Origin of the sequence: Kosakonia sp. S42 (assembly GCF_016624785.1) — a bacterium.
Classification (GTDB): Bacteria; Pseudomonadota; Gammaproteobacteria; order Enterobacterales; family Enterobacteriaceae; genus Kosakonia; species Kosakonia cowanii.
Map to the genome: position 1 here is coordinate 51,654 of NZ_JACVTW010000004.1, position 25,437 is coordinate 77,090.

The window sequence follows — 25,437 nt, forward strand, 5'->3', positions numbered from 1 at the left end:
CAACAAGAGGAGAAGGCTATGACCGACATCACATTACACTCTCATCACTCCCGCGTCTGGCGCGTGATGCCCGGCCTGCTGCTGAGCGGTGCGATTACCGCGGCGGCGCTGTGGTTGGGCTCCCTGCCCGCCGTTGCTGGCCTTGGCCTGAGCGCATTAACGCTGGCGATCCTGCTCGGCATGGTGCTGGGCAATACGCTCTACCCGGCGCTGCATCGCCACTGCGACAGCGGCGTGCTGTTTGCCAAACAGCATCTGCTCCGGCTCGGCATTATCCTGTATGGCTTTCGTTTGACCTTTTCCCAGATTGCTGACGTCGGCGTCAGCGGCGTGCTGATCGATGTGCTGACCCTCTCCAGCACCTTTATGCTGGCCTGTTTTCTTGGGCAAAAAGTTTTCGGGCTGGATAAAAAAACCAGCTGGCTGATTGGCGCGGGTAGCAGTATCTGCGGTGCGGCGGCGGTGCTGGCAACGGAGCCGGTAGTAAAAGCGGAGGCGAGCAAAGTGACCGTTGCCATCGCCACGGTAGTGATTTTCGGCACGCTGGCGATCTTTATCTATCCGGCGCTATGGCCGCTGCTTGCGCCGTGGTTCAGCCCACAAACCTATGGCATCTGGATTGGATCGACGGTGCATGAAGTGGCGCAAGTGGTCGCCGCCGGTCACGCCGTCAGCCCGGAGGCAGAGAATGCGGCGGTGATTGCCAAAATGCTGCGCGTGATGATGCTGGCTCCCTTTTTACTGCTGCTGGCTGCGCGGGTGAAACAGCTCAGTCCGCAAGAGGGTAACGAGAAAAGCAAAGTGACGATCCCGTGGTTTGCCTTAGGCTTTGTGGCGGTGGCGGTATTTAACTCCTTTCACCTGTTGCCGCCCGCAGCGGTGAATACGCTTAACACGCTGGATACGCTGCTGCTGGCAATGGCCATGGCAGCACTGGGCGTGACTACTCATATCAGTGCACTGAAAAACGCCGGGGCGAAACCACTGGTGATGGGGCTGCTGCTCTTTATCTGGCTGATTGTCGGCGGTGGCGCTATCAATCTGCTGGTTCACACGGTGATGGCATAAAGCACTACATCTCTGCCCTGCAGACCCGCTATGATGTCGGTTTTCCCCCGGCGGGTCTCAACAGGAGTGTTTATGAAATACATTGGTGCGCATGTTAGCGCCTCAGGCGGCGTCGCAAATGCGGCCATCCGCGCCGCCGAGCTGGACGCAACGGCGTTCGCGCTGTTTACCAAAAATCAGCGTCAATGGCGCGCCGCGCCGTTAACCACGGAAACGATTGATGCGTTCAAAGCCGCGTGTGAAACGCACAACTACTCCCCGGCGCAAATCCTGCCCCACGACAGCTACCTGATTAACCTCGGTCATCCGGTTGATGAGGCGCTGGAGAAATCCCGCGAGGCGTTTATTGATGAGCTTTCCCGCTGTCAGCAGCTTGGGCTGACACTGCTCAATTTCCACCCCGGCAGCCACCTGCAGCAGATCCCGGAAGAGAAATGCCTCGCGCGCATTGCGGAATCTATCAACATTGCGCTGGCGCAGACCGAAGGCGTCACCGCGGTGATTGAGAACACCGCCGGTCAGGGCAGCAACCTCGGCTTCCGGTTTGAGCATTTGGCGGCGATCATCGAGGGCGTGGAGGATAAATCCCGCGTCGGTGTCTGCATTGATACCTGTCACGCGTTTGCCGCCGGTTACGATCTGCGTAGCGAAGAGGCAACCGCCGCCACCTTTGCCGAGTTTGACCGCGTGGTGGGCTTTAAATACCTGCGCGGGATGCACCTGAATGATGCGAAAAGCGGCTTTGCCAGCCGGGTTGACCGCCATCACAGCCTCGGTGAAGGCAATATTGGCCACGATGCGTTTCGCTGGATCATGCGCGATGCGCGCTTCGACGGCATTCCGCTGATCCTCGAGACCGTTAACCCGGATATCTGGGTGGAAGAGATAGCGTGGTTGAAAGCGCAGCAGTACGCGGAAACCACCGCCGGATAATCCCCTGCGAACCGTAGGCCGGATAAAGCATTCGCCGCCATCCGGCAATGCCGCAATGCCTGATGGCGCTTTGCTTATCAGGCCTACAAAAGCAAAATCACCTGCGAGCCGTAGGCCGGATAAGGTGTCAGCCGCCATCCGGCAGTGTCGTAATGCCTGATGGCGCTGCGCTTATCAGGCCTACAACACCAAACCATCCCCACCTGTAGGCCGGATAAGGCGTTCGCCGCCATCCGGCAAGGGCGTGATGCCTGATGGCGCTACGCTTATCAGGCCTACAAAAGCAAATCTGCCCTTTTGCGGGCATAAAAAAAGGCCGCTTAGCGGCCTTTTTCTGTTTTTACGGCTCAGGCAACTTTCGCGGCCATCTCCGTTTCCGGACGTTTCAGCAGGGCATACAGCAGACCCGACAGCAGCGTACCGGCAACGATCGCCAGCAGGTAACCGAGCACCGGGGTGATAGCACCCGGGATCAGCAGCACAAACAGACCACCGTGCGGTGCCATCAGTTTGGCGCCAATCGCCATCGAAATAGCACCCGTCAGCGCGCCACCGGCGATACAGCACGGAATAACACGCATCGGATCGCGCGCCGCAAACGGAATCGCGCCTTCAGAGATAAAGCACAGACCCAGCACCAGCGCCGCTTTACCCCCTTCACGTTGACCTTTGTCGAACTTGTTGCGTGCAACCAGCGTCGCCAGACCCATCGCCAGCGGTGGCACCATACCGGCCGCCATAATCGCCGCCATCGGCGCGTAGGTTTGCGTACTCAGCAGCCCGACACCAAAGGCGTAGGCCGCTTTGTTCACCGGACCGCCCATATCGGTACACATCATGCCACCGAGGATCGCGCCCAGCAGAACGGCGTTCGCCGTGCCCATGGTTTGCAGCCATGAGGTGAGACCCGCGAGGATTTTCGCTACCGGCGTACCGATAAGGTAGATCATCGCCAGGCCAACAATCAGGCTGGAGAAGAGCGGAATAATCAGAATCGGTTTCAACGCTTCCATACTTGGCGGCAGCTTAAAGCCTTTGCTGATCGCTTTCGCGATGTAACCGGCAAGGAAACCGGCAATGATACCGCCGATAAAGCCAGACCCGGTGCTCACCGCCAGCATACCGCCGATCAGACCCGGCGTCAGACCCGGACGGTCGGCAATCGAGAAGGCGATAAAGCCCGCCAGTACCGGCACCATCAGCGCAAACGCCGTACCGCCGCCGATCTTCATCAGCGCCGCCGCCAGCGTGCCCTCTTCTTTAAACGCGGTAATACCAAAGGCGAAGGAGAGTGCGATCAGCAGACCGCCCGCCACCACCATCGGCAGCATGTAAGAGACGCCGGTCAGCAGGTGACGATAGGCGCCCGCGCTCTCTTTTTTACCTTCTGAAGATTCAGACTGCCCTTTGCTGGATGGCTGGTACGGTTTCGCTTCCGCTACCGCTTTATCCAGCTCCTGCGCCGTTTTCTTCAGTGCCAGACCCGTCGAGGTGCGGTACATCGGTTTGCCAGCAAACTTCGCCAGGTCCACTTCGATATCCGCCGCGACGATAACCAGATCCGCCTGCGCCACCTCTTCCGGGGTGATGGCATTGCCTGCGCCCACGGAGCCGCGCGTTTCAACTTTCACCCACCAGCCGCGTTTTTTCGCTTCGGTTTCAATAGCTTCTGCCGCCATAAAGGTGTGTGCGACGCCGGTCGGACAGGCGGTCACGGCAACAATACGTTTCGGCCCTGCGGCCGGAGCTGCCGCCGCAGGTGCAGCAGCCGGTGCGCTGTAAGGCGCGGCGTGGTTCTTCGCTTCGCTCAGGAACAGCTCCGGGTGCGCGACCGCACGATTGATATCGCCCAGCCAGACTTTTTTCCCGCTCAGCGCCGCGTCGTTCGGCAGCTGGCTACCCAATACGATTGCCAGTTCCGCGTCGCCAGGGTTATCAACAAATTGCAGATTCGCTTTTTGCGCCGCCGCGCCCAGCAGGGTTTTTGCCATATAGGCACGGGCCTGTCCGAGTTCAGCGTCGATGATCAGCAGCGTTTTCATTATGCCTCTCCTGCTGTTAGTTAAAGGGTTTTAAGTCAACGCGCGCCATCATCGCGGCTAACTGGGTACGATCGGTAATCCCTACGTTACTCTGACTGACCGCCAGTGCAGCGACAGCGGTGGCCAGGCGTAAAGTGTGCTCACTGGACTCACGCATCAGCAGGCCGTAAATCAGGCCGCCAACCATCGAATCCCCTGCGCCAACGGTGCTTACCACTTCCATTGACGGCGGTTTGGCGATCCATTCACCCGAAGCGTTGACCCACAGCGCCCCTTCTGCGCCCAGCGAAATCACCACGTGGGCGATCCCCTGCTCGCGAAGCGCGTGAGCGGCTTCAATAACGTCCTGCAATTCCGGCAGTTTACGACCGGCCCAGATCTCCAGCTCGCGGCGGTTAGGTTTCACTAACCACGGCGCGGCTTTCAGCCCGGCGACCAGCGCGTCACGGCTGCTGTCAAAGATGATGCACGGGCACTGGCTGCGCAGGCGCGTCATCCAGTCGGTAAAGGCTTCCGGGCTGACGCCGGACGGCAGGCTGCCGCTGACGCAGACCATATCGAACTGGCCAAGCCAGGTGAGTGAGTCGGCGACGAAACGCTCCCAGTCGGCCGGGGTGACTTCGAAACCGGAGAAGTTAAAGTCGGTCACTTCGCCATCTTTCTCGGTCAGCTTAACGTTGATGCGCGTACGCCCCTGCACCACCTGGAAACGGTTGGCAATGCCCAGCTCGCTGAACAGCTGCTGAAAACCGTCCTGGTTATCTTTACCGAGGAAACCGCCCACGGTGACGTCGATGCCCAGATCTTTCAGCACCTTGGCGACGTTGATCCCTTTACCGGCGGCATGCAGCCCGGTGGTGCGCACCAGGTTGACTTCGCCACGCTCGACTTCCGGGGTGAAACCCACCAGATCGTAGGCCGGGTTTAATGTAATTGTTGCGACTCTTCTGCTCATTTACGCTCCCTCTCCCAGGCCCGCGGCGATGGCGTCGCCAATCGCTTTCAGCGCCTGTTCAGCATCTTCGCCCTGTGCGGTAAAGCGCAGGCGGTGTCCTTTCTTAACGCCCAGCGCAACCACTTTCATCAGGCTGCGGCCATTTGCCGGTTTGCCTGAACCATCGAGGTTGGTGACGGTGATTTCGCTATTGAACTGTTTAATGGTGTTAACCAGCATGGTGCCCGGACGGGCATGCAGGCCGTGCTCGTTACGAATGACAAACTCTTCGCTGAGCAGATCGTCCGCGACCGCGTCGTCGCTGGTCAGCAGTGCCAGCAGCGTGGCGGCGTCGGCATTCAGCAGACGGTCAGCTTTATTCGCCAGCAGCAGATCGCTCAGGCGCTTCAGCACGGCAACGGGTTGCTCATCGGCCATCGCGACGCTCACCAGCACGGCGGCGTTTTCACCTTCCACGTCGAACGGCGTGGCGGCCCGGCTGACGGCCACTGCGCTCAGCAGGTTGCCCTCGGCGCTGTCGTTCAGCCAGATGCCCTGGCCGAGGTTCAGCGGTTGTTCGTTAATAGCACGGGTGACGTAGACGCTGTCTACCGCGCCCGCCTCTTTCAGACGCGCGGCGTTCAGCGCCTGCAGCGTCATTAGCGAGCTGGCGTTGACGTCCAGCGACAGGGTTTCGTTATCCAGCTTCAGCGCGCTGCTCTGCTTTTCGCCCATCAGCAACGCACGCAGCTCTTCAGCGGTGGTGGCGGATTGCAGCTGCGCGGCGACGGCGTCATCACTCAGCACGTGCGTCAGCTGGCGCAGCAGGCCGAGGTGTTCATCAGAGCTGGCGGCGATACCGATAGCAACGTAAGCCACCTGCCCTTCGCTCCACAGAATGCCCTGCGGGAACTGGAATACTTTGACGCCGGTTTTCAGCACCTGGTCGCGCGTGTCGGTGGTGCCGTGCGGAATGGCGATGCCGTTGCCAAGAAAGGTGGAGGTTTGCTGCTCGCGTGCGAGCATGCCATTGACGTAGCCTTCAGCCACGTTGCCGGCTTCGGTCAGTGCCGCCGCGATCTGGCGGATGGCCTCTTCTTTATTACCGGCCTGCTGGCCTGGATGGATGTCCTGAACGGATAACTGGAACATGTGACTCGTCTCCCGCTGAAATTGAATCGTTTCAGCTTACATAAGAAAGGTTACGCCACCGCCGTGGTTCAGAGACAATGCGATGACGCTGAAACGTTTCAAGGAGTCTTGACCTTTTTTGCTCAACGATCAAGAAATCTCTCATTTGGCATTTAAGAATTTTGAGGCACTGCACATTTTACAGTCCGTTAAGGGAAATTTGCTGACGCGGATTTGGCCGTCAGCTTATCGCCTTCAGCCTGTTCAGCTTTGAAAGGAATTACGGCGCGGTTTGCTGTTCGAGATCGAGGAGGTAGATCATCGCCTGTTCGCGCGTTGAACCGCACATCTCCAGGCCTGGCTGCAGGCCGGCGCACACTGTTGGCCGAAGTGGCGAACCAAAAAGCTTGCAGCGCTGATGTTCATCAAGCTGAACGCAGGGCGTGTTGGCCGGTTTACCGTTGGGCATGCCGGGGATCGGGCTGGTAATGGACGGGGCGGTACAGCAGGCTCCGCAGTCCGGGCGGCAGTGCATAGCGGCTCTCTTATTGGCGTCGACGCGCTGAAATAGCGCGCTGCGGGGCACGCTATCATCTTTTGCCCATCCAACGCAAAACTCAGCAATTCCCCTTGCCTGAAAAGGCCCTCGCGAGTAGTTTGTCGCGATATTTTGGTGAATTTCTTTTTTACAGGAACCTGGCAATGCCAAGAGCGAACGAAATCAAAAAAGGTATGGTGCTGAACTACAACGGCAAGCTGCTGATTGTAAAAGATATTGATATTCAGTCACCGAGCGCCCGTGGCGCAGCAACACTGTATAAAATGCGCTTTGCTGATGTCCGCACCGGCCTGAAAGTTGAAGAGCGTTTTAAAGGCGACGACATTGTTGATACCGTCTCCCTGAACCGCCGTTTCGTTGACTTCTCCTATGTAGACGGCAACGAATACGTCTTCATGGATAAAGAAGATTACACGCCCTATACCTTTACCAAAGATCAGATTGAAGATGAGCTGCTGTTTATTCCGGAAGGCGGCATGCCGGATATGCAGGTGCTGCTGTGGGATGGCCAGCTGCTGGCGCTCGAGCTGCCGCAGACCGTGGATCTTGAAATCGTTGAAACCGCACCGGGCATCAAAGGCGCATCTGCCAGCTCCCGTACCAAGCCTGCCACGCTGAACACTGGCCTGGTGGTGCAGGTGCCGGAGTACCTGACCACCGGCGAGAAGATCCGCATTCATATTGAAGAGCGCCGCTATATGGGCCGCGTTGATTAAATAAAAAAGCCTCCGCATGGAGGCTTTTTTTTCGCCCGCGAAAGCGAGCAGAGCGTTTACCCGCGGCTATTACAGCAGGTCGCGGAACAGCGTTTTCTTCAGCGCCAGCTCAACGCCGCGCACTTCCGCCATCCCTTTCAGCCTGCCAATTGCCGAGTAACCGGGGTTGGTTTTCTTGTGCAGATCGTCAAGCATCTGGTGACCGTGATCCGGGCGGAACGGGATCGGGCGCAGATCGCCTGCTTTCTTACGGCGCTGCTCTTCGCTAAGGATTGCCGCCACCACCGACACCATATCGACATCGCCCTGCAGGTGCGCCGCTTCGTGGAAGGTTTTCGGGTTCTCTTCGCGGCAGGTGGCGCGCAGATGAGTAAAGTGAATGCGATCGCCGAAGGTCTCGATCATCCGCACCAGATCGTTATCCGCCCGCACGCCGTAGGAGCCGGTGCACATGGTAAAGCCGTTGTTGATGCTGTCCACCGCCTCTTTCAGCCACTGCATATCTTCAATGGTGGAGACAATGCGTGGCAGGCCGAGGATCGGACGCGGCGGATCGTCCGGGTGAACCGCCAGCCGCACGCCCACTTCCTGCGCCACCGGCACAATGGCGCGCAGGAAACAGGCCATATTTTCGCGCAGCTGTGCTTTGTCGATGCCGTCATACTCCGCCAGACGCGCACGGAACTGATCCAGCGTATAGCCCTCTTCCGCCCCCGGCAGACCGGCAATGATATTGCGCGTCAGCTTTTCCACTTCCGCATCACTCATCGCATTGAAATAGGCCTGCGCCTGGCGCTGCTCCTCGTCGCTGTAATCGGCCTGCGCCCCTTCGCGTTTAAGGATATGCAGCTCAAACGCGGCAAAGGCTATCTGGTCGAAGCGCAGCGCGCGTGAGCCATCCGGCAGCTGGTATTCCAGGTCGGTGCGCGTCCAGTCAAGGATCGGCATAAAGTTGTAGCAGACGGTATCAATCCCGCAGGCGGCGAGATTGCGGATGCTCTGCTGATAGTTGGCAATCCATTTGTCGCAGTCGCCGGAGTGAGTTTTGATCTCTTCATGTACCGGGATACTTTCGACAACGGACCAGTAAAGCCCCTTTTCAGCCAGCAGGGCCTGGCGGGCTTTGATCTCTTCCACCGGCCACACCTGGCCGTTCGGAATGTGGTGCAGAGCGGTGACCACGCCGGTCGCGCCTGCCTGACGAACATCATCAAGAGAAACCGGATCGTTCGGTCCATACCAACGCCAGGTTTGTTCCATCGTCTTCCCCTCAAAAAAGTTGTTATACCAATACAGCGTGAAACATGACGACTACCATACATGCTTATGGATAGCGGTCAAATCCTGCCACAGCAATGATTGATCCAGCTCACATTCCCCGGATATTTAAGGCATACCAATTCTTTTTGCTGTCATATAACTTTACACTGCTATTGTTAATTATTGGTTAATCAGGTGTATAGAGATGAAAACAATTGCCTCCGCCACGCTGCCCGCTTCGGTGCAACAGCCTCAGTACGATCGCAGCCAGCTCCGTTCGCGCATCGTCCACTTCGGTTTTGGTGCCTTTCACCGCGCCCATCAGGCGTTATTAACCGACCGGGTGCTGAATGCGCAAGGCGGCGACTGGGGCATTTGCGAAATCAGTCTGTTTAGCGGCGATGTTTTAATGTCGCAGCTGCGCGAGCAGGAACATCTCTATACGGTGCTGGAGAAAGGCGCGGACGGAAACCAGCCAATTATTATTGGCGCGGTGAACGAGTGCCTGAATGCCAAACTCGACACGCTGGCGGCGATTATTGAGAAGTTCTGCGAGCCGCAGGTGGCGATTGTCTCCCTGACCATCACCGAAAAGGGTTACTGCATCGACCCGGCCAGCGGTGAACTTGATCTCACCCAGCCGCGTATTGAGCACGATCTGAAATACCCGCATGAGCCGCACTCTGCGCCGGGCATTCTGGTAGAAGCCCTGCACCGCCGCCGCGAACGCGGGCTGCCGTCCTTTACCGTGCTCTCCTGTGACAACATTCCTGACAACGGCCACGTGGTGAAAAACGCCGTGCTCGGCATGGCGCAAACCCGCTCGCCGGAGCTGGCGCAGTGGATAGCGGAGCATGTCAGCTTCCCGGCCACCATGGTCGATCGCATCGTTCCGGCGGCGACCGACGAGTCGCTGGCGGAGATTGCCGACGTGCTGGGCGTTTTCGACCCTTGCGCCATCAGCTGCGAGCCGTTTATTCAGTGGGTAATAGAAGATAACTTTGTCGCCGGGCGTCCGGCGTGGGAGACAGCGGGCGTGCAGCTGGTGGAAGATGTGCAGCCGTGGGAGCAGATGAAGCTGCGCATGCTTAACGGCAGCCACTCCTTCCTCGCCTATTTAGGTTATCTCGCCGGGTTTGCCCATATTAATGAGTGTATGCAGGACGCGGCCTTCCGTGCGGCGGCGCGCCAGCTGATGCTCAATGAGCAGGCACCGACGCTGCGCATTAAAGGTGTCAACCTTAACGCCTACGCCGACAGCCTGCTTGAGCGCTTCGCTAACCCGGCGCTGAAACACCGCACCTGGCAGATTGCGATGGATGGCAGCCAGAAGCTGCCGCAGCGCCTGCTGGACGGGATCCGTATTCATCTTCAGCGCCAGAGCGACTGGCCGCTGCTTGCGATTGGCGTCGCGGGCTGGATGCGCTATGTCAGCGGCGTCGATGATGCGGGCGAGACCATTGATATTCGCGATCCGCTGGCGGATAAAATCCGTGCCATCGTTGAGACCAGCAGCAGCGACGAGCGCGTCACTGCGCTGCTGACCCTGAAAGAGATCTTCGGTAACGATCTGCCGCATAACCCGGTGTTTGTCGATGCCATCAGCCAGGCCTGGCGCGCTATTGATACCCTCGGCGCACACGGCGCGGTGCAGCAGGCGGTCAACCCTTAACATTTTTTGCCCTCAACGCGGACGGATAGTGCGATGCGCCGTCCGCGCTCTTCTCTTTTCCCCTTTTTTTCGCCAGGATTGTCCGCTTGTGCTTTTTGATGACGCGGAGTTCCTGTGACGAAGACCAATCTGATTACCGGCTTTCTCGGAAGCGGCAAAACCACCTCCATTCTGCATTTGCTGGCCCATAAAGATCCGCAGGAGAAGTGGGCGGTGCTGGTGAATGAGTTTGGCGAGGTCGGCATTGATGGCGCCCTGCTCAGCGACAGCGGCGCGCTGCTTAAAGAGATCCCAGGCGGCTGCATGTGCTGCGTCAACGGCCTGCCGATGCAAGTCGGCCTCAATACCCTGCTGCGTCAGGGCAAACCCGATCGCCTGCTGATTGAACCGACCGGGCTGGGCCACCCGAAGCAGATCCTCGATATGCTTACCGCCCCGGTCTATGAGCCGTGGATCGATCTGCGCGCCACGCTCTGCCTGCTCGACCCACGCCAGCTGCTGGATGAGAAAGCGCTGAACAATGAGAACTTCCGCGACCAGTTAGCGGCAGCGGATATTATCGTTGCGAATAAAGAGGATCGCGCCAGCGCCGAGAGCCAGCAGGCATTTGACGCATGGTGGGCTGAGTTTGGCGGCGATCGCCTGCGGGTGAACGCCACGCAGGGGGCGATTGACGGCAGCCTGCTCGACCAACCGCGCCGTAATCTGCGCGCCCTGCCCGCCAGCGCCGCGCACGATCACGCGCACGGTGAGAAAAAGGGGCTGGCGGCACTGAGTTTACCGGCGCATCAGCGCTGGCGTCGCAATTTGAATAGTGGCCAGGGGCACCATGCCTGCGGCTGGATTTTCGATGCCGATACGGTTTTCGACACTATTGGTCTGCTGGAGTGGGCGCGGCTTGCACCGGTGTCGCGGGTAAAAGGGGTAATGCGTATTCCCGAAGGGTTGCTGCGCGTAAACCGCCAGGGTCAGGATTTGCATATTGAGACGCAAAACGTTGCGCCACCCGATAGCCGGATAGAGTTAATCACCGACAGCGAGGCTGACTGGAACACGCTTCAATCAGCGCTGTTGAAGCTTCGTTTAAGTTAGCCAGACTACCGTGGCGTCCCTTAAACCTAAAAGAGCCTGCAAAATGAAAACCCGACTGCCTCTCATCGTGCTGCTGAATGCTGCTGGCCTCGCGCTGTTTTTCTCCTGGTATCTGCCAGTGAATCATGGTTTCTGGTTCCCGCTCGATTCAGCGATTTTCCACTTTTTCAACCATGGCCTCGCCGAGAATCGCGCCTACTTATGGTTTGTGGCCCTAACCAACAACCGCGCGTTTGATGCCTGTTCGCTGGTGGCGATGGGCTGTCTGATGCTCTCTTTCTGGCTGCCGGCAGATTCGGCCGGACGTCGGCGTGTGGTGATGATTGGCCTGACCATGCTGCTGCTGGCGCTGGTGATCAACCAGCTTGCGCAGCATATGATGCCGGTGAAGCGCGCCAGCCCGTCGATCTCCTTTACCGACACTTATCGGGTGAGCGATCTGCTCAACTTCCCGACCAAAGATGCCTCGAAAGATAGCTTCCCGGGCGACCACGGAATGATGCTGCTGATTTTTGCCTCGGTGATGCTGCGTTATTTCGGTAAAAAAGCATTCGCCATCGGGATACTTATATTTGTCATATTTGCTTTCCCCCGGGTAATGATTGGCGCGCACTGGTTTACAGATATTGCCGTCGGTTCACTCTCTGCGGTGTTGATTGGCCTGCCCTGGTGCCTGATGACGCCACTGAGCGATAAGATCGTGGCGTTATTTGATCGCTATTTGCCCGGGAAACACAAAATTTAAACACTTGAATAACATTTAGCGCCGCCGGGAAGAGGCGATCATTAGCGTCCTTAATGTAAATTCCCGGCGGATGCCTGATTGTGTCACTTTTTAGCCAACTCAATCGCCTTTAAAAAGAGCATTTTGCCCGCTATTTCTCTTTATTCGTCCATTTATTGACCAAACGCATAAATTCACTTTCTGTATCACAATTTCTTATAAAAAAGTGATGAAAAGCACTCGCCTTGCATTAGATGTTCAGGTAACCTCGGTTCGTCTTGTCGCAAAGAGTGCTCTTTTACTCTCTGCGCGGTAATTTGTGCGTCTCGCCACAAATTCTGGCTCGAGTATTTGTCTTGAAACATTCAGATAATTAATCTCGCTGCGTTTAGCATTTTTCATAACGATATTATCGTTAAGGACTTCAAGGGAAAATAAGCAACATGGTCAAGTCTCAGCCGATCTTGAGATATATCGTGCGGGCGATACCCGCGATCGCAGTAGCGGTTCTGCTTTCAGCTTGTTCAACAAATACCGCCAAGAATATGCATCCTGAGACGCATGCTGTGCCCGAAGATAGCTCTTCACTGCAAGCCTCTCAGGATGAATTTGAAAACCTGGTACGTAATCTGGATGTTAAAAACCGGCTTATGGATCAGTATGCAAGTTGGAAAGGCGTTCGCTACCGTCTCGGCGGCGACACCAAGAAAGGCATCGACTGTTCTGGTTTTGTGCAGCGCACCTTCCGCGAACAGTTTGGTTTAGAGCTGCCGCGCTCCACATGGGAACAGCAGGAAACCGGTAAGTCTATTTCGCGCACCAGTCTGCGCACCGGCGATCTGGTTCTCTTCCGCGCAGGCTCTACCGGACGTCATGTCGGCATTTATATTGGTAATAACCAATTCGTTCATGCCTCCACCAGCAGTGGTGTGATGATTTCCAACCTTGATGAGCCATACTGGAAGAAGCGCTATAACGAAGCGCGACGCATCCTGACACGCAGCTAATCGCTTTATGCCAGTTACCCTTGGCTGGCGTAAAGTTATAAAAAACACTGCTTCGGCGGTGTTTTTTTGTGCCTGCAATATGCTATACGAAACTTTCCGGGTTTTATTTCGCTTATATTCCCCGCTTTACAGGCGAAATATGATGAACCGCTAACATAGGCTCAGCATCATGCTTACCCGTAACGTCACCGTTAATCGACGCGTTGTGCTCATCAGCCTGCTGACCGGGGCGCTCGTCGCCCTGCTGGTCGGCGGTATTCAGTTCTGGCTGGAGCAGCAAAAGCGTGAAGCGCGCTACGATACCCTGCTGAGCAGCATTCAGGCTTCTTATGCCAGTTACTTCAGCACTATCCGCACTGCGGCAGAATCGCTGCACCCGCTCACGCTCAACAGCTGCGAAGAGGCTGCCAGCGAGCTCACCTCGAAAGCCGCCTTCAGCCAGAATGTGCGCGCCTTTCTGTTGGTAAAAGATCAGCACGCCTACTGTTCGTCGGCCACCGGCGATATGGATGAGCCGATGAAACGGCTGATTCCAGGTATCGATATTAATAAAACGACCGATATGGTGATTTTACCCGGTACGCCGATGATGCCGACGCAGCCGGTGATTGCGCTCTGGTTTCGCAGCCCGCTGCTGGATAACCGCGGCGTGCTCGCCACGCTCAATATCAACCTCGCGCCCTATATGCTCTACACCACGCAGATGCCCGATCTCAACGGCCTTGCGCTCGGTATCGGCGATCGCGCGCTGACCACCTTCGCAGGCAGACCACTGCTGTTAAGTGCCCTGCATCAAACGCCCTACCTGAGCGCGCAGGTTGAAGGCTCGCCGGTCAGGCTCTATCTCTACGCTGATAAATGGCGAGTGGAAGATCTGCAGTTCGCGCTGCTGCTGGGTGCCACTGTCGGTATGCTTGCCGGTCTGCTGAGCGCTGCCATGCTCGCGATCCATCTGCGCCCCGGCCGGGAGATCCTCACGGCGATTAAGCGCGACCAGTTTTATGTGGTCTATCAGCCAGTGGTCAGCGGTGCAGAGTTAAAAGTGACCGGTTTTGAAGTATTAATGCGCTGGAAGCACCCAACCGCCGGCGAAATTCCGCCCGATGCCTTTATTCATTTTGCCGAAGCGCAGCAGTTAATTGTGCCGCTGACTCTGCATCTGTTTAAGCTTATCGCCCGCGATGCGCCGGTTTTAAAAACGCTGCTGCCGGAAGGGGTGAAAATGGGCGTCAATATTGCGCCCGGTCATCTGCATGCGCCGAGCTTTAAAGAAGATATGCAGCAGTTTGCCCTCTCGCTTCCTCCTCACTACTTCAGCGTGGTGCTGGAGATCACCGAGCGCGACATGCTCAACCACGATGAGGTCAATAAGATCTTCCAGTGGCTGCATGATGAAGGGTTTGAGATCGCCATTGATGATTTCGGCACCGGTCATAGCGCGCTGATCTACCTTGAGCGCTTCACCCTCGATTTCCTGAAGATCGATCGCGGTTTTGTTAACGCCATCGGCACGGAGACCGTAACCTCACCGGTACTTGACGCCGTGCTGACGCTGGCGAAACGGCTCAATATGCGTACCGTGGCGGAAGGGGTGGAGACGCCGGAGCAGGTGCGCTGGCTGCGCGATCGCGGCGTGCACTATCTGCAGGGCTACTTTTTCAGCCGCCCGATGACGCTGCAGCAGTTTATCGACTGGCGGCCGCCGACATTTACTGCCCGGCTGTAGGCGGAAAGAGTTCACAACCGCCGATCCCTCCCCTATTATTCAAGCAGAAAAATTCACGCCTCCGTCGCATTGCGGTAAAAGGGATCCAGCAAATGAAGTGTGCGCGCATTGTTGCTCTGTTACTGGCGTTTATCGCCCTCGCCAGCCAGGCGCAGACCATTAAAGAGAGTGACAGCTTTGCGATTATCGGCGAACCGAAATACGCCGTTAATTTTTCCCATTTTGATTATGTGAACCCCGCTGCGCCGAAAGGCGGTAACGTGACGCTCGCCAATATCGGCACCTTTGATAACTTCAACCGTTTCGCCCTGCGCGGCAATCCGGCGGTGCGCACCGATGCGCTGTACGACGCCCTGTTTACCACCTCCGACGATGAGCCAGGCAGCTACTATCCGCTGATTGCCGAAACCACCCGCTATGCTGATGACTTCTCGTGGATGGAGATCTCGCTCAATCCCCGCGCCCGCTTCCATGACGGCTCGCCGATCCGCGCCAGCGATGTCGCCTTCACCTTCCAGAAGTTTATGACTCAGGGGGTGCCGCAGTTTCGCATTGTCTATAAAGGCACGACGGTAAAAGCCATTTCGCCGTTGACCGTGCGCATTGAGCTGGCGAAGCCGGGCAAAGAGGATATGCTCAGCCTGCTGACGCTGCCGGTAATGCCGGAGAAGTTCTGGAAAGATCATAACCTCAGCGAGCCGCTTGCCCGCCCGCCGTTGAGCAGCGGGCCTTATCGCATCAGCAGCTGGCGCATGGGGCAGTATATTGCCTATACCCGCGTGCGCGATTACTGGGCTGCCGACCTGCCGGTTAATCGCGGCCGCTGGAACTTCAACAATATTCGCTATGACTACTATCTCGACGACAACGTCGCCTTTGAAGCCTTTAAAGCTGGCTCTTACGATCTGCGCAGCGAAGATAGCCCGAAAAACTGGGCCACGCGCTATATCGGCACCAATTTCGCGCGCGGCTATATCGTCAAAGATGAACAGCCTAACCACTCGGCGCAGGATGCGCGCTGGCTGGCGTTTAATACCCAGCGCCCGGTATTCGCTGACCGACGGGTACGTGAAGCGGTCTCGCTGGCCTTCGACTTCGAGTGGATGAACAAAGCCCTGTTTTATGGGGCCTACAGCCGGGCGGATAGCTACTTTATCAACACAGAATATGCCGCGCGTAACTACCCGGATGCCGATGAGCTAACGCTGCTGGCACCGTTAAAAGATCAGATCCCGCCTGAAGTGTTTACGCAGATCTACTCCCCGCCGACCTCAAGCGGCGACGGCTATGATCGCCAGAATCTGCTGAAAGCCGATAAGCTGCTGAACGACGCGGGCTGGGTGCTGAAAAACCAGCAGCGGGTGAATGCCAAAACCGGCAAGCCCTTTGTTTTTGAACTGCTGCTCCCCTCCGGCGGCAATGTGCAGTGGGTGCTGCCCTTCCAGCACAATCTTGCTCGCCTCGGCATCACCATGGAGTTACGCCAGGTTGATAACTCACAGGCGACCAACCGCATGCGCAGCCGCGATTACGACATGATGCCGCGTCTGTGGCGCGCGCAGCCGTGGCCGAGCGGCGACCTGCAAATCTCGTGGGGCTCTGCCTATATCGACTCCTCCTACAATGCGCCGGGGGTAAAAAACCCCGCTATCGACACCCTGCTCGAACAGATTGCCCGCTGGCAGGGGAATAAAGAGAAGCTGTTGCCGCTCGGGCGCGCGCTGGATCGCGTGCTGACGTGGAACTATTACATGCTGCCGATGTGGTATATGGCGGCCGATCGCCTTGCGTACTGGGACAAGTTCTCCATGCCCGGCATTCGCCCCGTCTACTCAATTGGGTTTGATACCTGGTGGTATGACGTAAACAAGGCGGCGAAACTGCCCGCCGCCAGACGTTAAGGAGACGGGATGGGTGCTTATCTCATTCGCCGCTTACTGCTGCTGATCCCCACCCTGTGGGCGATTATTACCATCAACTTTTTTATCGTGCAGATTGCGCCCGGCGGCCCGGTCGATCAGGCGATTGCCGCCATTGAGTTTGGCGATCAGGGGCGGCTGCCCGGCACGGGTGATGGCGGTATGGGTGCAGGCCATGCGCGCACCGGCGTCGGCGATGCCCTGACTAACGATAGCCACTATCGCGGCGGGCGCGGCCTCGACCCGCAGGTGATTGAGGAGATCAAAAAGCGCTACGGCTTCGATAAACCGCTCTCCGAGCGCTACTTCAAGATGCTGTGGGATTATGCACGCTTCGATTTCGGCGATAGCCTGTTTCGCAGCGCCTCGGTGCTGCAACTGATCAAAGAGAGCCTGCCGGTCTCCATCACTCTTGGCCTGTGGGGCACGCTGATTATCTACCTGGTGTCGATTCCGCTTGGGATACGTAAAGCGGTCTACAGCGGCAGCCGGTTTGATATCTGGAGCAGCGCGCTGATTATTGTCGGCTACGCTATTCCGCCGTTTCTGTTCGCCATTTTGCTGATCATCTTCTTCGCCGGTGGCAGCTATTATGACTTCTTCCCACTGCGCGGGCTGGTGTCGACGGATTTCGCCACGCTGCCCTGGTATAAACAGGCCGCTGATTATCTCTGGCACATTACCCTGCCGGTGCTGGCGACGGTGATTGGCGGTTTTGCCGCGCTGACGATGCTCACCAAAAACTCCTTTCTCGATGAGATCCGCAAGCAGTACGTGGTGACGGCGCGCGCCAAAGGGGTGAGCGAACGCAATATCATGCGTAAACATGTCTTTCGCAACGCCATGCTGCTGGTAATTGCCGGTTTTCCGGCGACTTTTGTCAGCATGTTCTTTACCGGTTCGCTGATGATCGAGGTGATCTTCTCCCTCAACGGTCTCGGTCTGCTGGGCTATGAAGCGACCGTCTCGCGGGATTACCCGGTGATGTTCGGCACGCTCTATATCTTCTCCCTTATCGGCCTGCTGCTGAATATTGTCAGCGATATCACTTATACGCTGGTCGATCCGCGTATCGATTTCGAGGGGCGCTGATGTTCAGACTCAGTTATGTTAACCAGGCGCGCTGGGCGCGTTTTCGCCATAACCGCCGTGGATACTGGTCGTTATGGATCTTTGTCGTGATTTTTGTCCTGAGCCTCTGCTCGGAGCTGATCGCCAACGATAAGCCGCTGCTGGTGCGCTTCCAGGGCGAGTGGTTTGTGCCACTGGTGAAAGAGTACAGCGAGAGCGACTTTGGCGGCCCGTTTGCCACACCGGCGGATTACCAGGATCCGTGGCTGCAAAAGCAGCTTAACGAGCACGGCTGGGCGCTGTGGGCGCCGGTGCGTTTCGGCGCGCGCAGCATTAACTACGCCACCACACAGCCCTTCCCCTCTCCGCCATCGGCGCAAAACTGGCTCGGCACCGATGCCAACGGCGGCGATGTGCTGGCGCGCATTCTCTACGGCACGCGCATCTCTTTACTGTTCGGCCTGCTGCTGACGCTCTGCTCCAGCGTCATTGGCATCGTGGTCGGTGCCGTGCAGGGTTATTACGGCGGTAAGATCGATCTCTTCGGCCAGCGCTTTATTGAGGTGTGGTCCGGGCTGCCGACGCTGTTCCTGATTATTTTGCTCTCAAGCGTGATCCAGCCCGGTTTCTGGTGGCTGCTCGGCATTACCGTGCTGTTCGGCTGGATGACGCTGGTGAGCGTGGTGCGCGCCGAGTTTCTGCGCACGCGTAATTTTGACTATATCCGCGCCGCGCAGGCGATGGGCGTCAGCGATGGCGCGATTATGCTGCGCCATATGCTGCCTAATGCGATGGTGGCGACGCTCACCTTCTTCCCCTTTATTCTCAGCGGCTCGGTCAGCACCCTCACCTCCCTCGATTTTCTTGGTTTCGGGCTGCCGCTTGGCTCTCCGTCTCTCGGCGAACTGCTGCTGCAGGGTAAAAATAATTTGCAAGCTCCGTGGCTCGGCATCGCGGCGTTCGTCTCAACGGCGCTGCTGCTGTCGGTGCTGATCTTTATCGGCGAAGCGGTGCGCGACGCGTTTGATCCTAATAAGGCGGTGTAAATGGCTTCCCCGTTACTGACTATTGACGCGTTAACCATCGCCTTTCGCCAGCAGGCGACGACCCGCACGGTAGTGGAGGATCTCTCCCTGCGCATTGACGCGGGCGAAACGCTGGCACTGGTGGGTGAGTCCGGCTCCGGCAAGAGCGTTAGCGCGTTGTCAATTCTGCGCCTGCTCCCCTCGCCGCCGGTGGTCTACCCCGCGGGCGATATTCTGTTTCATGGTGAATCCCTGCTGCATGCCAGCGAGCGCACCCTGCGCGGCGTGCGCGGCAACAAGATTGCCATGATCTTTCAGGAGCCGATGGTCTCCCTCAACCCGCTGCATACGCTGGAGAAACAGCTTTATGAAGTGCTCTCCCTGCACCGGGGAATGCGCCGGGAAGCGGCGCGGGCCGAGATGCTCGACTGCCTCGATCGCGTCGGCATCCGTAATGCGCGCAGCCGCCTCGGCGACTTCCCGCATCAGCTCTCCGGCGGCGAGCGCCAGCGTGTGATGATCGCCATGGCGCTGCTGACGCGCCCCGAGCTGCTGATTGCCGATGAACCGACCACCGCGCTGGATGTCTCCGTGCAGGCGCAGATCCTCACCCTGCTGCGGGAGTTGCGCGACGAGCTTAATATGGGGCTGCTGTTTATCACCCATAACCTGAACATTGTGCGCAAGCTGGCGGATAACGTGGCGGTGATGCAAAACGGCCGCTGCGTGGAGCAGAACCGTGCGCAAGTCCTGTTCAGCGCGCCGAACCACCCCTATACGCAAAAACTGATCAACAGCGAGCCGCACGGCGATCCGGTGCCGCTGCCGCCCGTCGATCAGCCGCTATTGCAGGTGGAGAAACTTGGCGTCAGCTTCCCGGTGCGTAAAGGCATTTTCCGCCGCGTGGTCGCGCAAAATGCGGTGGTGAAAGGGATCTCCTTTACCCTGCGCGCCGGTGAAACGCTGGGGCTGGTGGGTGAATCCGGCTCGGGAAAAAGCACCACTGGCCTTGCGCTGCTGCGGCTGGTTAACGCCGAAGGCACGATTCTTTTCGACGGCAAACCGCTGCATAAGTGGAGCCGCAAGCAGATGCTGCCGGTGCGCCACCGGATTCAGGTGGTGTTTCAGGATCCTAATTCGGCGCTGAATCCGCGCCTCAATGTGCAGCAGATTATCGAAGAGGGGTTACGCGTGCATCAGCCTGAGCTGTCGCGCGAAGCCCGCGAGCAGCGGGTAATCGAGGTGATGCAGGAAGTGGGGCTGGATGCGCAGACGCGCCAGCGTTATCCGGCGGAGTTTTCCGGCGGCCAGCGCCAGCGTATCGCCATTGCCCGCGCGCTGATTATGAAGCCGGAGCTGATTATTCTGGATGAGCCAACCTCATCGCTGGACCGCACCGTGCAGGCGCAGATCCTCGCGCTCCTGAAGTCGCTTCAGCAGACGCACCGGCTGGCCTATATCTTTATCAGTCACGATCTGCATCTGGTGCGCACCCTCTGCCACCAGGTGATTGTGCTCAAGCAGGGTGAAGTGGTGGAACAGGGCGAGTGTCGGCGGGTGTTTGACGAACCTCAGCAGGCGTATACACGCCAGCTGCTGTCGCTGAGCTGAGGTTCAGAACGGGTTGTAGTTGGAGAAGGGTTCCGCGATGGCAACGCCAAAGTTTTTCAGGCGGCAGGTCGCGGCAAACTCATCCTGGCTGTGAACGAAAAGGCATGGCTCGCCTTCGCACTCAACCACCGAGCAGTCGACTTCGATATCACTGAGCGCCTGGCTGAGTTTATGCATCACCGGCCAGGCGTTATCGCCGTCCGGGCTGAGCAATTTTAATGCCACCAGCGCGTCGTCAGCCGCATGTCCATTTTGCGGAATCGGTTCAACTTTGGCACCTGCAAAACCTTCTCGCCAGCGATAGCACTGGGGCAAACGGTGGATGATTGAGAGCTGTAATGTATTCACTTTCTTTCCCCAGAAGCACTTTCACTTCACAAATATTTCACATCTAGATTAACACACTATTCACATTTCATCCTGCCAGCGGCAGAGAAAAGGTTGCACCCCGCGTAGTGTGTGGGTTTGCCGCGCTTTTATCAGCATGTTATGAACGCGTCGGCAGGCCAACTTTTCGGCTATATGTACCCGTTTATGAGATCTAACTCAACCTTTTTCACTACAAAGATGTGACTTTTTACACGAGAGGATTTTACATAAAAGAAACAAAAAGCCCAAAAAGAGAACGGCTTTTGCTTGATATGCATCAATGGAGGGAGCGGGTTACGCTCCCCGTTGAGATAGGTTTATGCCGCTTTTTTGGTGCGGCTGGCATAGAGATAGAAGAGAACCGAGCAGGTGGCGCAGAAGGTCATCGACCAGATCATCGGCCAGGCGGTATTGAAGGTGGCCAGTGACAGCAGCGCGCCGACAATCGCCCCGATACCGAAACGGAAGGTGCCCGCCAGCGACGAAGCGGTGCCAGCCATGTGCGGGAATTCGTCGAGGATCACCGCCATCGCGTTCGATGCTACCAGCGTGACGCAGCCGACAAAAGCCGCCACCCCCACCACCAACGCCCAGAAGCCAACACCGAGCAGCGCGGTCACCACCATCCATAACGCCATCACAAACTGGATCCACAACCCGCTGCGGAACATATTCAGCGCGCCAACCCGGCGCACAAAGCGGCCGTTGATAATGGTCAGGATGAACAGGAAGACGATATTGAGCGCAAAGTAGTAGCCAAAGTCTTGCGGCGAGACGTGGTTGATTTCGATATAGACAAACGGCCCGGCGCTGAGGAAGGAGAACATCCCGGCAAAGCTGAAGCCGCTGGCGAGCATATAGCTGAGCACGCGTTTGTGGCGAAATAGCGAGGCAAAGTTGCCAAGGGTGGTGCGGAAATGGAACTTATGCCGCTTCTCTACCGGCAGCGTTTCACGGATGAAAAAGGCGATCATGCCTGATGCCAGCAGCGCCGCCAGCGCGAGGATCCAGAAGATGGCGTGCCAGTTGAACCATATCAGCACCGCGCCGCCAATCATCGGCGCCAGCAGCGGCGCGATGGTGGTCACCAGCATGACAAAGGACATCATGCGTGAGAACTCTTCGCGCGGGTAGATATCGCGCATCAGGGCGTTAATCACCACGCTGGCTGCCGCGGCGGCGAGGCCGTGCAAAAAGCGCATAAAGATAAGCTGCTCGATACTCTGCGCCAGTGCGCAGGCTACCGCCGCGACGGCGAACACCAGCGTACCGCCGAGGATCACCGGCTTGCGCCCGATGCTGTCTGCCATCGGGCCATAAAAGAGCTGGCCGATGGCAAAGCCGAGAATGTAGCTGCTCAGGGTCATCTGCGCGCTGCCGGCCGGTACGCCGAACTGCCCGGCAATCACCGGCAAGGCGGGCAGATACATATCAATCGACAACGGCATCAGCATGGCCAACAGGCCAAGGATAAAGACAATACTCAGTGATGAGTGTGGCCTGCTGGTCACGGCAGCAATCTCCTGAAGTTAGCGGGTGAGCATGCCAACGCTGGCAATTTCATCCTCGGTAAGCGCGCGGTACTCACCCGGCGCCAGGTCGTCATCCAGACGGATGCCGCCAATGCGTTCGCGATGGAGGCCGACCACGTGGTTACCCACGGCGGCAAACATGCGCTTCACCTGATGATAGCGCCCTTCGCTGATCGTCAGGCGCACCTGCGTCGGCGTAATCACCTCCAGCACGGCGGGTTTGGTGAGATCTTTTTCATTATGCAGCTGAACACCGTGGGCAAATTGCTCGGCGGTGTCTTCTGCAACCGGCGACTCCAGCGTCACCAGGTAAGTCTTTTCGCAGTGATGGCGCGGCGAGGTAATGCGGTGCGACCACTGGCCATCATCGGTCATCAGCACCAGACCGGTGGTGTCGATATCGAGACGCCCGGCGGCGTGAAGCTTGTGCGCGACCGGTTCGTCGAGGAAGTAGAGCACCGTCGGGTGATCGGGATCTTCGGTAGAACAGACGTACCCTTCCGGTTTATGCAGCATAAAGTAGCGCGGGCCGGTCTGCTGAACGAGGGTGTTACCGTTGTATTCAACCTCGTGTTCCGGTTGCAGTTTAAAGGCGGCATCGCGAACGATCTCGCCATTGACCGTAACACGGCTGCCGCGGATTTCGCGCCCGGAAATGGCGCGGCTGACGCCAAGCTGCTGAGCGATAAACTTATCAAGTCGCATGAAATTTTCTGGCCTGTATGGTGCTGAATGGGGGCAATGCGCCCACAAAAGAGATGAACAGCCTGAAGTATAACGAGCATCATAAACCGCTTAAAGCAAAGTTTCGTGGCATACTGTCTGCCGTCAATCTGTAACGCCGTTGAGACAATGACTTTTACGCTACGCCCCTACCAACGCGAAGCGGTGGATGCCACCCTCGCCCATTTTCGTCAACACGCTGAACCCGCAGTGATTGTGCTGCCGACCGGCGCCGGAAAAAGCCTGGTGATTGCCGAGCTGGCGCGGCTGGCGCGCGGTCGCGTGCTGGTACTGGCACATGTGAAGGAGCTGGTTGCGCAGAACCACGCCAAATATATCGCCCTTGGGCTGGACGCAGATATTTTCGCCGCCGGGCTGAAGCGCAAGCAGAGCCACGGCAAAGTGGTGTTCGGTAGCGTGCAGTCGGTGGCGCGCAACCTTGATCAGTTCCAGGGTGAGTTCTCCCTGCTGGTGGTGGATGAGTGCCATCGCATCAGCGATGACGACGACAGCCAGTATCAGCAAATTCTTTCCCATCTGAAGGAGGTGAATCCGCGCATTCGCCTGCTCGGCCTGACGGCAACCCCCTTCCGTCTTGGCAAAGGGTGGATTTACCGCTTTCACTATCACGGCATGGTACGCGGAGATGAAAAAGCGCTGTTCCGCGACTGTATTTATGAACTGCCGCTGCGCTATATGATCAAACACGGTTATCTGACGCCGCCGGAGCGGCTGGATATGCCGGTGGTGCAGTACGATTTCAGCCGCTTACAGACGCAGAGCAATGGCCTGTTCAGCGAAGCGGAGCTGAACCGCGAACTGAAGAAGCAGAAGCGCATTACGCCGCATATTGTCAGCCAGATTGTTGAGTTTGCGCAGACGCGCAAAGGGGCGATGATTTTTGCCGCCACGGTGGAGCACGCCCGGGAGATCACCGGCCTGCTGCCCGCGGACGACGCGGCGCTGATCACCGGCGAAACGCCCGGCCCGCAGCGTGATGCCTTAATTGGGGCTTTCAAACAGCAGCAGTTCCGCTTTCTGGTCAACGTCGCAGTGCTGACCACCGGCTTTGATGCCCCGCATGTCGATTTGATTGCCATTTTGCGCCCGACGGAATCCGTCAGCCTCTATCAGCAGATCGTCGGTCGCGGCCTGCGCCTGGCTCCCGGGAAAACCGATTGCCTGATTCTGGATTATGCCGGTAACCCGCATGACCTCTACGCCCCGGAGATTGGCGCGCCGAAAGGCAAAAGCGATAACGTGCCAGTGCAGGTCTTCTGTCCGGGCTGCGGCTTTGCCAACACCTTCTGGGGGAAAACCACTGCTGATGGCACGCTGATTGAGCACTTTGGTCGCCGCTGCCAGGGCTGGTTTGAAGATGATGAAGGGCATCGCGAGCAGTGCGATTACCGTTTCCGCTTTAAAAACTGTCCGCACTGCAACGCAGAGAATGATATCGCCGCCCGCCGCTGCCGCAGCTGCGATGCGATTCTCGTCGACCCGGACGATATGCTGAAAGCCGCGCTGAAGCTGAAAGATGCGCTGGTGCTGCGCTGTAGTGGCATGACATTGCAGCACGGCGCGGATGAGAAAGGCGAATGGCTGAAAATCACCTATTACGATGAAGATGGCGCCGATGTCAGTGAGCGCTTTCGCCTGCAGACCCCGGCGCAACGCACCGCCTTTGAGCAGCTCTTTATGCGTCCGCATACGCGCACGCCCGGCGTGCCGTTACGCTGGATTATGGCGGCGGATATCGTTGCCCAGCAGGCGCTGCTGCGTCATCCCGATTTTGTTGTCGCACGTATGAAAGGGCAGTACTGGCAGGTGCGGGAAAAAGTATTTGATTACGAAGGTCGCTTTCGCCGGGCGCATGAATTGCGCGGCTAAGCGCACTTTTGATTGCTGTATCAATCATTAGGGGATAGAATACCGCCCGCTTTTGCATCCGCAAAGCCGATCATCTGCCTGTTGCTGGGTCGCCTGTAACAGGATTTATTTAAGAGAGATTCAAATGTTTACTATTAACGCAGAAGTACGTAATGAGCAGGGTAAGGGTGCGAGCCGCCGCCTGCGCACCGCGAACAAGTTCCCGGCTATCGTCTACGGTGGAACTGAAGCGCCGGTTGCTATCGAACTGGATCACGACAAAGTGTGGAACATGCAGACTAAGCCTGGTTTCTACAGCGAAGTTCTGACCCTGGCTCTCGATGGCAAAGAAGTTAAAGTTAAGATTCAGGCTGTTCAGCGTCACCCGTTCAAGCCGAAACTGACTCACATCGACTTCGTTCGCGCGTAATCGCTGACAAGTTGAAGAAAAAAC

22 protein-coding genes are annotated in these 25,437 nt (G+C 57.5%); 14 read left to right on the forward strand and 8 right to left on the reverse strand.

Annotated features, from left to right (window positions below; genetic code table 11):
- The first annotated feature begins 18 nt into the window (after nucleotides 1–18).
- Both IAE50_RS07475 and nfo read left to right on the forward strand, forming a co-directional pair.
- Nucleotides 19–1,068 (forward strand): YeiH family putative sulfate export transporter, encoded by a 1,050-nt coding sequence (locus IAE50_RS07475; RefSeq protein ID WP_200133324.1) that lies wholly within the window; start codon nucleotides 19–21, stop codon nucleotides 1,066–1,068.
- A 72-nt stretch (nucleotides 1,069–1,140) separates the two neighbouring features.
- Nucleotides 1,141–2,001, forward strand: coding sequence for a deoxyribonuclease IV (gene nfo, locus IAE50_RS07480; protein ID WP_200579940.1), 861 nt, complete (start codon nucleotides 1,141–1,143; stop codon nucleotides 1,999–2,001).
- A gap of 347 nt (nucleotides 2,002–2,348) precedes the next feature.
- Here the strand turns inward: nfo and fruA are convergent, their stop codons facing one another.
- The 4 genes from fruA to IAE50_RS07500 all read right to left on the reverse strand — a co-directional run bounded on the left by fruA (nucleotide 2,349) and on the right by IAE50_RS07500 (nucleotide 6,643).
- Complete coding sequence (fruA, locus tag IAE50_RS07485; protein WP_200133325.1) at nucleotides 2,349–4,043, reverse strand: PTS fructose transporter subunit IIBC; 1,695 nt, start codon at nucleotides 4,041–4,043, stop codon at nucleotides 2,349–2,351.
- Between the two features lie 16 nt (nucleotides 4,044–4,059).
- Nucleotides 4,060–4,998 carry a 1-phosphofructokinase gene (gene fruK / locus IAE50_RS07490; RefSeq protein ID WP_023479738.1) on the reverse strand — a complete coding sequence of 313 codons (939 nt, stop codon included), beginning with the start codon at nucleotides 4,996–4,998 and terminating at the stop codon, nucleotides 4,060–4,062.
- Entirely contained in the window at nucleotides 4,999–6,129 is a 1,131-nt protein-coding gene (gene fruB / locus IAE50_RS07495) for a fused PTS fructose transporter subunit IIA/HPr protein (RefSeq protein ID WP_042715740.1), read from the reverse strand.
- Between the two features lie 259 nt (nucleotides 6,130–6,388).
- Complete coding sequence (locus IAE50_RS07500) at nucleotides 6,389–6,643, reverse strand: YkgJ family cysteine cluster protein (RefSeq protein WP_042715737.1); 255 nt, start codon at nucleotides 6,641–6,643, stop codon at nucleotides 6,389–6,391.
- Between the two features lie 167 nt (nucleotides 6,644–6,810).
- On the opposite strand from IAE50_RS07500, the gene yeiP reads away from it, so the two are divergent.
- Nucleotides 6,811–7,383 carry an elongation factor P-like protein YeiP gene (gene yeiP, locus IAE50_RS07505; RefSeq protein ID WP_200579941.1) on the forward strand — a complete coding sequence of 191 codons (573 nt, stop codon included), beginning with the start codon at nucleotides 6,811–6,813 and terminating at the stop codon, nucleotides 7,381–7,383.
- 69 nt (nucleotides 7,384–7,452) lie between these two features.
- Here the strand turns inward: yeiP and uxuA are convergent, their stop codons facing one another.
- Entirely contained in the window at nucleotides 7,453–8,643 is a 1,191-nt protein-coding gene (uxuA, locus tag IAE50_RS07510; protein WP_042715735.1) for a mannonate dehydratase, read from the reverse strand.
- A gap of 205 nt (nucleotides 8,644–8,848) precedes the next feature.
- Here uxuA and IAE50_RS07515 point away from each other — a divergent pair, with 205 nt between their 5' ends.
- From IAE50_RS07515 to yejF, 9 genes are all read left to right on the forward strand, one after another.
- Nucleotides 8,849–10,315, forward strand: coding sequence for a mannitol dehydrogenase family protein (locus IAE50_RS07515; protein ID WP_200579942.1), 1,467 nt, complete (start codon nucleotides 8,849–8,851; stop codon nucleotides 10,313–10,315).
- Nucleotides 10,316–10,429: 114 nt separating this feature from the next.
- Nucleotides 10,430–11,407, forward strand: coding sequence for a GTP-binding protein (locus tag IAE50_RS07520; protein ID WP_200133329.1), 978 nt, complete (start codon nucleotides 10,430–10,432; stop codon nucleotides 11,405–11,407).
- 43 nt (nucleotides 11,408–11,450) lie between these two features.
- Nucleotides 11,451–12,152, forward strand: a complete 702-nt coding sequence (locus IAE50_RS07525; RefSeq protein ID WP_200579943.1) for a phosphatase PAP2 family protein — start codon at nucleotides 11,451–11,453, stop codon at nucleotides 12,150–12,152.
- 422 nt (nucleotides 12,153–12,574) lie between these two features.
- A complete protein-coding gene (gene mepS / locus IAE50_RS07530; protein ID WP_023479708.1) occupies nucleotides 12,575–13,138 on the forward strand; it encodes a bifunctional murein DD-endopeptidase/murein LD-carboxypeptidase in 564 nt (187 codons plus the stop codon).
- A gap of 169 nt (nucleotides 13,139–13,307) precedes the next feature.
- Entirely contained in the window at nucleotides 13,308–14,864 is a 1,557-nt protein-coding gene (locus tag IAE50_RS07535) for a cyclic di-GMP phosphodiesterase (protein ID WP_200579944.1), read from the forward strand.
- A gap of 92 nt (nucleotides 14,865–14,956) precedes the next feature.
- On the forward strand, nucleotides 14,957–16,765 hold the full coding sequence (locus IAE50_RS07540; protein WP_200579945.1) for an extracellular solute-binding protein: 1,809 nt from the start codon (nucleotides 14,957–14,959) through the stop codon (nucleotides 16,763–16,765).
- A 9-nt stretch (nucleotides 16,766–16,774) separates the two neighbouring features.
- Nucleotides 16,775–17,875: a microcin C ABC transporter permease YejB gene (yejB, locus tag IAE50_RS07545; protein ID WP_023479694.1), complete on the forward strand. Its 1,101-nt coding sequence runs from the start codon at nucleotides 16,775–16,777 to the stop codon at nucleotides 17,873–17,875.
- A complete protein-coding gene (locus IAE50_RS07550) occupies nucleotides 17,875–18,900 on the forward strand; it encodes a microcin C ABC transporter permease (protein ID WP_094421087.1) in 1,026 nt (341 codons plus the stop codon). The genes yejB and IAE50_RS07550 overlap by 1 nt, the downstream gene beginning before the upstream one ends.
- Entirely contained in the window at nucleotides 18,901–20,490 is a 1,590-nt protein-coding gene (gene yejF / locus IAE50_RS07555) for a microcin C ABC transporter ATP-binding protein YejF (RefSeq protein ID WP_200579946.1), read from the forward strand. It begins immediately after the preceding gene.
- Between the two features lie 3 nt (nucleotides 20,491–20,493).
- Here yejF and IAE50_RS07560 read toward each other — a convergent pair whose 3' ends face one another.
- The 3 genes from IAE50_RS07560 to rsuA all read right to left on the reverse strand — a co-directional run bounded on the left by IAE50_RS07560 (nucleotide 20,494) and on the right by rsuA (nucleotide 23,096).
- On the reverse strand, nucleotides 20,494–20,838 hold the full coding sequence (locus IAE50_RS07560; protein WP_023479706.1) for a YejG family protein: 345 nt from the start codon (nucleotides 20,836–20,838) through the stop codon (nucleotides 20,494–20,496).
- Between the two features lie 338 nt (nucleotides 20,839–21,176).
- Nucleotides 21,177–22,370 carry a Bcr/CflA family multidrug efflux MFS transporter gene (locus tag IAE50_RS07565; protein WP_094421090.1) on the reverse strand — a complete coding sequence of 398 codons (1,194 nt, stop codon included), beginning with the start codon at nucleotides 22,368–22,370 and terminating at the stop codon, nucleotides 21,177–21,179.
- An 18-nt stretch (nucleotides 22,371–22,388) separates the two neighbouring features.
- A complete protein-coding gene (gene rsuA / locus IAE50_RS07570; RefSeq protein WP_094421092.1) occupies nucleotides 22,389–23,096 on the reverse strand; it encodes a 16S rRNA pseudouridine(516) synthase RsuA in 708 nt (235 codons plus the stop codon).
- A 147-nt stretch (nucleotides 23,097–23,243) separates the two neighbouring features.
- Here rsuA and IAE50_RS07575 point away from each other — a divergent pair, with 147 nt between their 5' ends.
- Both IAE50_RS07575 and rplY read left to right on the forward strand, forming a co-directional pair.
- Nucleotides 23,244–25,004 carry a DEAD/DEAH box helicase gene (locus IAE50_RS07575; RefSeq protein WP_200580050.1) on the forward strand — a complete coding sequence of 587 codons (1,761 nt, stop codon included), beginning with the start codon at nucleotides 23,244–23,246 and terminating at the stop codon, nucleotides 25,002–25,004.
- A 124-nt stretch (nucleotides 25,005–25,128) separates the two neighbouring features.
- Entirely contained in the window at nucleotides 25,129–25,413 is a 285-nt protein-coding gene (gene rplY, locus IAE50_RS07580; protein WP_042713291.1) for a 50S ribosomal protein L25, read from the forward strand.
- Nucleotides 25,414–25,437 lie beyond the last annotated feature (24 nt).